Here is a 7,273-nt window from a genome sequence, read left to right as displayed (position 1 = left end):
GGGGCGGGCCGACCGGCGCGAGCCCCGCGGGCGCCGGGGGGGCGCCCCCCCCCCCCGCCCCGGCGCGGCCCCCCCGCCTCCGGGCGTTGCGGGGTATCCACGGGGCGGACGGGACGCGGTTCACCCGGTCAGATCGCTACCATGGTGTCTCGGAACCTCCCTCCTCGCCCGTCTCCGGCCGGGAGGGGACCAGAAGGAGTGCCCTTGCAAGAAGAGGCCAGGCAGGCTCAGCCGATGACCGCAGCGGACGGGAAGCAGGCGGCTTCCGTCTCCGCGGCTCCTCCCGCCGCGCCCGCCGCGCAGGCCGCATCGGCGGAGGGCAAGGCCGCCAAGCCCGCTCCCGCCGCCCCGGCGACCCCCGTCGCCCGGCCCGTACGCACTCCCGGGAGCGTGGCCCCGAACCGGCCCGCCACCTCGTCCAACCGGGTCCGCGCCCGCCTCGCCCGGCTCGGCGTCCAGCGCTCCAGCCCGTACAACCCGGTCCTGGAGCCCCTGCTGCGCATAGTGCGCAGCAACGACCCCAAGGGCGACCCGTCGCAGCTGCGCCAGATCGAGCGCGCCTACCAGGTCGCCGAGCGCTGGCACCGGGGCCAGAAGCGCAAGAGCGGCGACCCGTACATCACGCACCCGCTCGCCGTCACCACGATCCTGGCCGAGCTCGGCATGGACCCGGCGACGCTGATGGCCGGGCTGCTGCACGACACCGTCGAGGACACCGAGTACGGCCTCGACGCGCTGCGCCGCGACTTCGGCGACTCCGTCGCCCTGCTGGTGGACGGCGTCACCAAGCTGGACAAGGTCAAGTTCGGCGAGGCCGCGCAGGCCGAGACCGTGCGCAAGATGGTCGTCGCCATGGCGAAGGACCCGCGGGTGCTGGTCATCAAGCTCGCCGACCGCCTGCACAACATGCGCACCATGCGGTACCTCAAGCGGGAGAAGCAGGAGAAGAAGGCCCGCGAGACGCTGGAGATCTACGCCCCGCTGGCGCACCGGCTGGGCATGAACACCATCAAGTGGGAGCTGGAGGACCTCGCCTTCGCGATCCTCTACCCCAAGATGTACGACGAGATCGTCCGGCTCGTCGCCGAGCGCGCCCCCAAGCGGGACGAGTACCTGGCGGTCGTCACCGACCAGGTGCAGCAGGACCTGCGCGCCGCCCGCATCAAGGCGACCGTCACCGGCCGCCCGAAGCACTACTACAGCGTGTACCAGAAGATGATCGTGCGGGGCCGGGACTTCGCCGAGATCTACGACCTGGTGGGCATCCGGGTCCTGGTAGACACCGTCCGCGACTGCTACGCGGCGCTGGGCACCATCCACGCGCGGTGGAACCCGGTGCCGGGGCGGTTCAAGGACTACATCGCCATGCCCAAGTTCAACATGTACCAGTCGCTCCACACGACGGTCATCGGGCCCAGCGGCAAGCCGGTCGAGATCCAGATCCGCACCTTCGACATGCACCGCCGCGCCGAGTACGGCATCGCGGCGCACTGGAAGTACAAGCAGGAGGCCGTCGCCGGCGCCTCCAAGGTGCGCACCGACAGCCCGAAGTCCGCCAAGAAGGACGACGCCGTCAACGACATGGCGTGGCTGCGGCAGTTGCTCGACTGGCAGAAGGAGACCGAGGACCCGGGCGAGTTCCTGGAGTCGCTGCGCTTCGACCTGTCCCGCAACGAGGTCTTCGTCTTCACCCCCAAGGGCGACGTCATCGCGCTGCCCGCCGGTGCGACGCCCGTCGACTTCGCGTACGCCGTCCACACCGAGGTCGGCCACCGCACGATAGGGGCGCGGGTCAACGGCCGCCTGGTGCCGCTGGAGTCGACCCTCGACAACGGCGACACGGTGGAGGTCTTCACCTCCAAGGCGGCGGGCGCCGGCCCGTCCCGCGACTGGCTCGGCTTCGTCAAGTCCCCGCGCGCCCGCAACAAGATCCGCGCCTGGTTCTCCAAGGAGCGCCGCGAGGAGGCCGTCGAACAGGGCAAGGAAGCCATCGCCCGCGCGATGCGCAAGCAGAACCTGCCGATCCAGCGCGTGCTCACCGGCGACTCGCTGGTCACGCTCGCCCACGAGATGCGCTACCCCGACATCTCCGCGCTCTACGCGGCGATCGGCGAGGGGCACATCACCGCGCAGTCCGTCGTGCACAAGCTCGTCGAGGCGCTGGGCGGCGAGGAGGGCGCGACCGAGGACATCGCCGAGATCACGACCCCCTCGCGCAGCCGCACCAAGCGGCGCTCGGCCGCCGACCCGGGTGTGATCGTCAAGGGCGAGAAGGACGTCTGGGTCAAGCTGTCCCGCTGCTGCACCCCGGTGCCGGGCGACCCGATCATCGGCTTCGTCACCCGCGGCAACGGCGTCTCCGTGCACCGGGCCGACTGCGTGAACGTCGAGTCGCTCTCGCAGCAGCCCGAGCGGATCATCGACGTCGAGTGGGCGCCGACCCAGTCCTCGGTCTTCCTGGTCGCCATCCAGGTCGAGGCGCTGGACCGCTCCCGCCTGCTGTCGGACGTCACGCGGGTCCTGTCCGACCAGCACGTCAATATCCTGTCCGCCGCCGTCCAGACCTCCCGCGACCGGGTGGCCACCTCGCGCTTCACCTTCGAGATGGGCGACCCCAAGCACCTCGGACACGTCCTGAAGGCCGTCCGCGGCGTCGAGGGCGTCTACGACGTGTACCGCGTGACGTCGGCGCGCCAGCGCTGACGCGGACACGGGGAAGGGCCCGTACGCCTCGCGTACGGGCCCTTCCCCGTTGTCCGGGTGAAGCCGGGGTGGGACTCAGCCGCCGAACTCGCCCAGCGACTTGAGGGCCTGGTCGAGCAGCGCCTGGCGCCCGTCCAGCTCCCGCTGCAGCTTCTCGGCCCTGGAGGTGTTGCCCGCCGCCCGCGCCGTCTCGATCTGCTCACGCAGCTTGTCGACGGCCGCCTGCAACTGCCCGGTCAGGCCCGCGGCACGCGCCCTCGCCTCCGGGTTGGTGCGGCGCCACTCGGACTCCTCGGCCTCCTGGATCGCGCGCTCCACCGCGTGCATGCGGCCCTCGATGCGCGGCCGGGCGTCGCGCGGCACGTGGCCGATCGCCTCCCAGCGCTCGTTGATGCCGCGGAAGGCCGCGCGCGCCGCCTTCAGGTCGGTGACCGGGAGCAGCTTCTCGGCCTCGATGGCCAGCTCCTCCTTCAGCGTGAGGTTCTCGCGCTGCTCGGTGTCGCGCTCGGCGAAGACCTCGGAGCGGGCCGCGAAGAAGACGTCCTGGGCGCCGCGGAAGCGGTTCCACAGGTCGTCCTCCGCCTCGCGCTGGGCGCGGCCGGCGGCCTTCCAGTCGGTCATCAGCTCGCGGTAGCGCGCCGCCGTCGGGCCCCAGTCGGTGGAGCCGGAGAGCGCCTGCGCCTCCTCCACCAGCTTCTCCTTGCGGCGGCGGGCGTCCTCGCGCTGCGCGTCGAGCGCCGCGAAGTGCGCCTTGCGCCGCTTGGAGAAGACCGAACGGGCGTGGCTGAAGCGGTGCCACAGCTCGTCGTCGGTCTTGCGGTCCAGCCGGGGCAGGCCCTTCCAGATGTCGACCAGGGCGCGCAACCGCTCGCCGGCGGCCCGCCACTGCTCGCTCTGCGCCAGCTGCTCGGCCTCGGTGACCAGGTCGTCCTTGGCCGTCCTGGCCTCCTCGGAGGCCTTGGCCTTGGCGACCTTGCGCTCCTCACGGCGTGCGTCGACCTGCTCGGTCAGCGCGTCCAGCCGCTTGGCCAGCGCGGCCAGGTCGCCCACGGCGTGCGCCTCGGTCACCGCGGCGCGCAGGTGCTCGATGGCCGTCAACGCGTCCTTGGGAGCCAGGTCGGTGGTCTTCACCCGGCGTTCGAGGAGGCCGATCTCGACGACGAGGCCCTCGTATTTCCGCTCGAAGTAGGCCAGCGCCTCCTCAGGGGAGCCTGCCTGCCACGAGCCGACTTCACGCTCGCCATCGGCCGTACGCACGTACACGGTCCCCGTCTCGTCGACGCGGCCCCACGGGTCGCTGCTCACAGCGCCTCCTCCACGTGATGCCCGGCCGTCGCACGGCTCGCGGGCATCGTCCACAGTTCCATTCGGCCGGGCCGTGCCCGGACCGGTCCGACGGTCCGCTCACATCCATGGTGCAGCCGTCGGAGCAGGCACCCTACACAACGCCAACATAGGCGACCGGTGCCCCGGCTGTCCGCATCCCGCACCCGCGAAATTAACCCGCGGGTGCGGGACACGGCGGTCAGGACTTCGCGACCGTCGCCTTGTCGATCACCACGGTGGCGTTCGGGGCGCCGTCACCGGCGCCGGTCGACTCGCCCGCGGCGGCGATCTTGCCCAGCACCTTCATGCCGGCCGCGCCGATGGTCCCGAACGGGGTGTAGTTCGGCGGCAGCGGGCTGTCCTTGTAGACCAGGAAGAACTGGCTGCCGCCGGTGTGCGCCTGGCCGGTGTTGGCCATGGCCACCGTGCCCGCCGGGTAGCTGCCCCCGGCGACCTCCTTGGCCTTCAGGTTCTCGTCCGGGATGGTGTAGCCGGGGCCGCCGGTGCCCTGGCCCGTCGGGTCGCCGCACTGCAGCACGTAGATGCCGCTGGTGGTGAGCCGGTGGCACTTGGTGTGGTCGAAGAAGCCCTTGCCGGCCAGGAACGCGAAGGAGTTGACCGTGTGCGGGGCGTTCTTCGCGTCGAGGTCGAGCGCGATGTCGCCGCAGGTCGTCTGCAGCGTGAAGGTGTACTTCGCCGCGCTGTCGACGGTGACCGCGGGCTCCTTCTTCCACTGCTCCGTTCCGACGGCGCCCTCGGCGGGCTTGGCGCACGGGTCCGGCGCCTTGCTCGTCTCCGCGGGGCTGGGGGTCGTCCCCGCGGCCGCCGCGTCGTCCTTCTTGGCGTCCGAGCTGAAGGCGCCGGCCGCCCACGCGGTGGCGCCCGCCGCCAGGACCACGGCCAGCACGGCGGCTACCACCGCGTTGCGCCGCACGGTCTTGCGGTGGGCCTGCACACGGCGCTCGTGCTGCCGCTCGAACTTGTCACGGGCGAGCTGGCGCCGCCGCTGATCCTTGGTGACCACTGAGCCGTCTCCCGATGCCTTCTGCTCGTCGCGTCCGAATGTGAGTACGCCGCCGATCTTCGCGTTCGGCGCGCCCCCCGTCCAGCGACGTTACTGGTTCGCTACGGCCGCGTTCGCGCCGGTAGGCTCGTGGGGCCGCCACGGTGCGGTACGACCTGCCGAGAACGACAGCCGACAGAAGGACGAACGTGCTCATTGCCGGGTTCCCCGCCGGGGCCTGGGGCACCAACTGCTACGTGGTCGCCCCCGCCGCCGGTGAGGAGTGCGTGATCATCGACCCGGGCCACGAAGCGGCCCAGGGCGTCGAGGACACGCTCGCCAAACACCGACTCAAGCCCGTCGCCGTCATCCTCACCCACGGCCATCTCGACCACACGGCCTCGGTCGTCCCGGTCTGCGGGGCCCATGGCGTCCCGGCCTGGATCCACCCCCGGGACCGCTACATGCTGAACGACCCGGAGAAGGCCCTCGGCCGCTCGATCGGCGCGCAGCTGCTCGGTGAACTCACCATCGGCGAGCCCGACGACCTGAAGGTGCTCACCGACGGCAGCACGCTGGAACTCGCCGGTCTCGAGCTGTCCGTGGCGCACGCGCCCGGCCATACCGAGGGGTCGGTGACGTTCAGGCTCCCGGAGACGGCCGAGATCCCCTCGGTGTTCTTCTCCGGCGACCTGCTGTTCGCCGGCTCCGTAGGCCGCACCGATCTGCCCGGCGGTTCCATGGACGAGCTGTACGCGTCGCTGGCCCGTGTGTGCCTGCCGCTCGACGACTCGACCGTGGTGCTGTCCGGCCACGGACCCCAGACGACCATCGGCCGTGAGCGCGCCACCAATCCGTACCTCGCGGAGGTGGCCCGCGGCCTCGGGGGCGACGACCACCCGTCCCCTCCGCGACGAGGAATGTGACGAGAGACCTCCTGTGAGCACCTTCCAGGCCCCCAAGGGCACCTATGACCTCCTGCCGCCCGATTCCGCCGTGTTCCTGGCGGTCCGCGAGGCGTTCGCGGCGCCGCTGCGGCGGGCCGGCTACGGCTACGTCGAGACCCCCGGCTTCGAGCAGGTCGAGCTCTTCTCCCGTGGTGTCGGCGAGTCCACCGACATCGTGACCAAGGAGATGTACACCCTCACCACCAAGGGCGGCACGCAGCTCGCGCTGCGTCCCGAGGGCACCGCCTCCGTGCTGCGCGCCGCGCTGGAGGCCAACCTGCACAAGGCCGGCAACCTGCCGGTCAAGCTCTGGTACTCCGGCTCCTACTACCGCTACGAGCGGCCCCAGGCCGGGCGCTACCGGCACTTCTCCCAGGTCGGCGCCGAGGCGATCGGCGCCGAGGACCCGGTGCTGGACGCCGAGTTGATCATCCTGGCCGTGGACGCCTACCGCTCGCTCGGGCTGCGGAACTTCCGCCTGCTGCTGAACTCGCTGGGCGACCGCGAGTGCCGTCCGGTCTACCGGGCCGCCCTCCAGGACTTCCTGCGCGGTCTCGACCTCGACGAGGACACCCGCCGGCGGATCGAGATCAACCCGCTGCGCGTCCTGGACGACAAGCGCGAGAGCGTGCAGAAGCAGCTCGTCGGCGCCCCGATGATGCGCGACCACCTGTGCGAGGCGTGCAAGGCCTACCACGAGCAGGTGCGCGAGCTGCTGACGGCGGCGGGCGTGGAGTTCGAGGACGACCCCAAGCTGGTACGCGGCCTGGACTACTACACCCGCACCACCTTCGAGTTCGTCCACGGCGGCCTCGGCTCGCAGTCCGCGGTCGGCGGCGGCGGCCGCTACGACGGCCTGTCCGAGATGATCGGCGGCCCCGAGCTGCCGTCGGTGGGCTGGGCGCTGGGCGTGGACCGTACGGTGCTGGCCCTCAAGGCCGAGGGCATCGAGCTCGAACTGCCCGCCGCCACCCAGGTGTTCGCGGTGCCGATGGGCGAGGAGGCACGCCGGGTGCTGTTCGGCGCGGTCACCGGGCTGCGCCGGGCGGGGATCGCCACGGACTTCGCCTTCGGCGGCAAGGGCCTGAAGAACGCGATGAAGTCGGCCAACCGCTCGGGTGCCCGCCTCGCGATCGTCGCGGGCGAACGCGACCTGGCCGAGGGCGTCGTGCAGCTGAAGGACCTGGAGAGCGGCGAGCAGCACGCCGTGCCGCTCGACGGCGTCGTCGCGGCCGTGCGCGAGCGCCTCGCCTGAACCCTTCGGGCGGTTCGGCCGGCCGGTGCCCCCACCGGC

5 protein-coding genes are annotated in these 7,273 nt (G+C 71.7%); 3 read left to right on the top strand and 2 right to left on the bottom strand.

Annotation, left to right across the window (positions count from 1 at the left end; translation table 11 throughout):
• Nucleotides 1–234 precede the first annotated feature (234 nt).
• Nucleotides 235–2,703: a RelA/SpoT family protein gene (locus ABZ479_RS36740; protein WP_500465601.1), complete on the top strand. Its 2,469-nt coding sequence runs from the start codon at nt 235–237 to the stop codon at nt 2,701–2,703.
• Nucleotides 2,704–2,778: 75 nt separating this feature from the next.
• Here the strand turns inward: ABZ479_RS36740 and ABZ479_RS36735 are convergent, their stop codons facing one another.
• Nucleotides 2,779–4,008, bottom strand: coding sequence for a DUF349 domain-containing protein (locus ABZ479_RS36735; RefSeq protein ID WP_500465600.1), 1,230 nt, complete (start codon nt 4,006–4,008; stop codon nt 2,779–2,781).
• A 220-nt stretch (nt 4,009–4,228) separates the two neighbouring features.
• Complete coding sequence (locus ABZ479_RS36730) at nt 4,229–5,053, bottom strand: peptidylprolyl isomerase (protein ID WP_500465599.1); 825 nt, start codon at nt 5,051–5,053, stop codon at nt 4,229–4,231.
• Nucleotides 5,054–5,241: 188 nt separating this feature from the next.
• On the opposite strand from ABZ479_RS36730, the gene ABZ479_RS36725 reads away from it, so the two are divergent.
• Together ABZ479_RS36725 and hisS are read left to right on the top strand one after the other, a co-directional pair.
• Entirely contained in the window at nt 5,242–5,958 is a 717-nt protein-coding gene (locus tag ABZ479_RS36725) for an MBL fold metallo-hydrolase (RefSeq protein WP_499603365.1), read from the top strand.
• A 13-nt stretch (nt 5,959–5,971) separates the two neighbouring features.
• The gene (gene hisS / locus ABZ479_RS36720; RefSeq protein WP_500465598.1) at nt 5,972–7,234 is read left to right on the top strand and encodes a histidine--tRNA ligase; all 1,263 of its coding nucleotides are present in this window, start codon (nt 5,972–5,974) and stop codon (nt 7,232–7,234) included.
• The last annotated feature ends 39 nt before the right edge of the window (nt 7,235–7,273 follow it).

Source organism: Streptomyces sp. NPDC005722 (assembly GCF_040630935.1).
Classification (GTDB): domain Bacteria; phylum Actinomycetota; class Actinomycetes; order Streptomycetales; family Streptomycetaceae; genus Actinacidiphila.
The sequence above is the reverse complement of the archived record's forward strand: the minus strand, read 5'-3'. Positions and strand labels throughout refer to the sequence as shown.

What these genes read in the sequence shown, in the direction of transcription:
- ABZ479_RS36740 (WP_500465601.1), top strand. Translation starts at nt 235, where the DNA reads ATGACCGCAGCGGACGGGAAGCAGGCGGCTTCCGTCTCCGCGGCTCCT.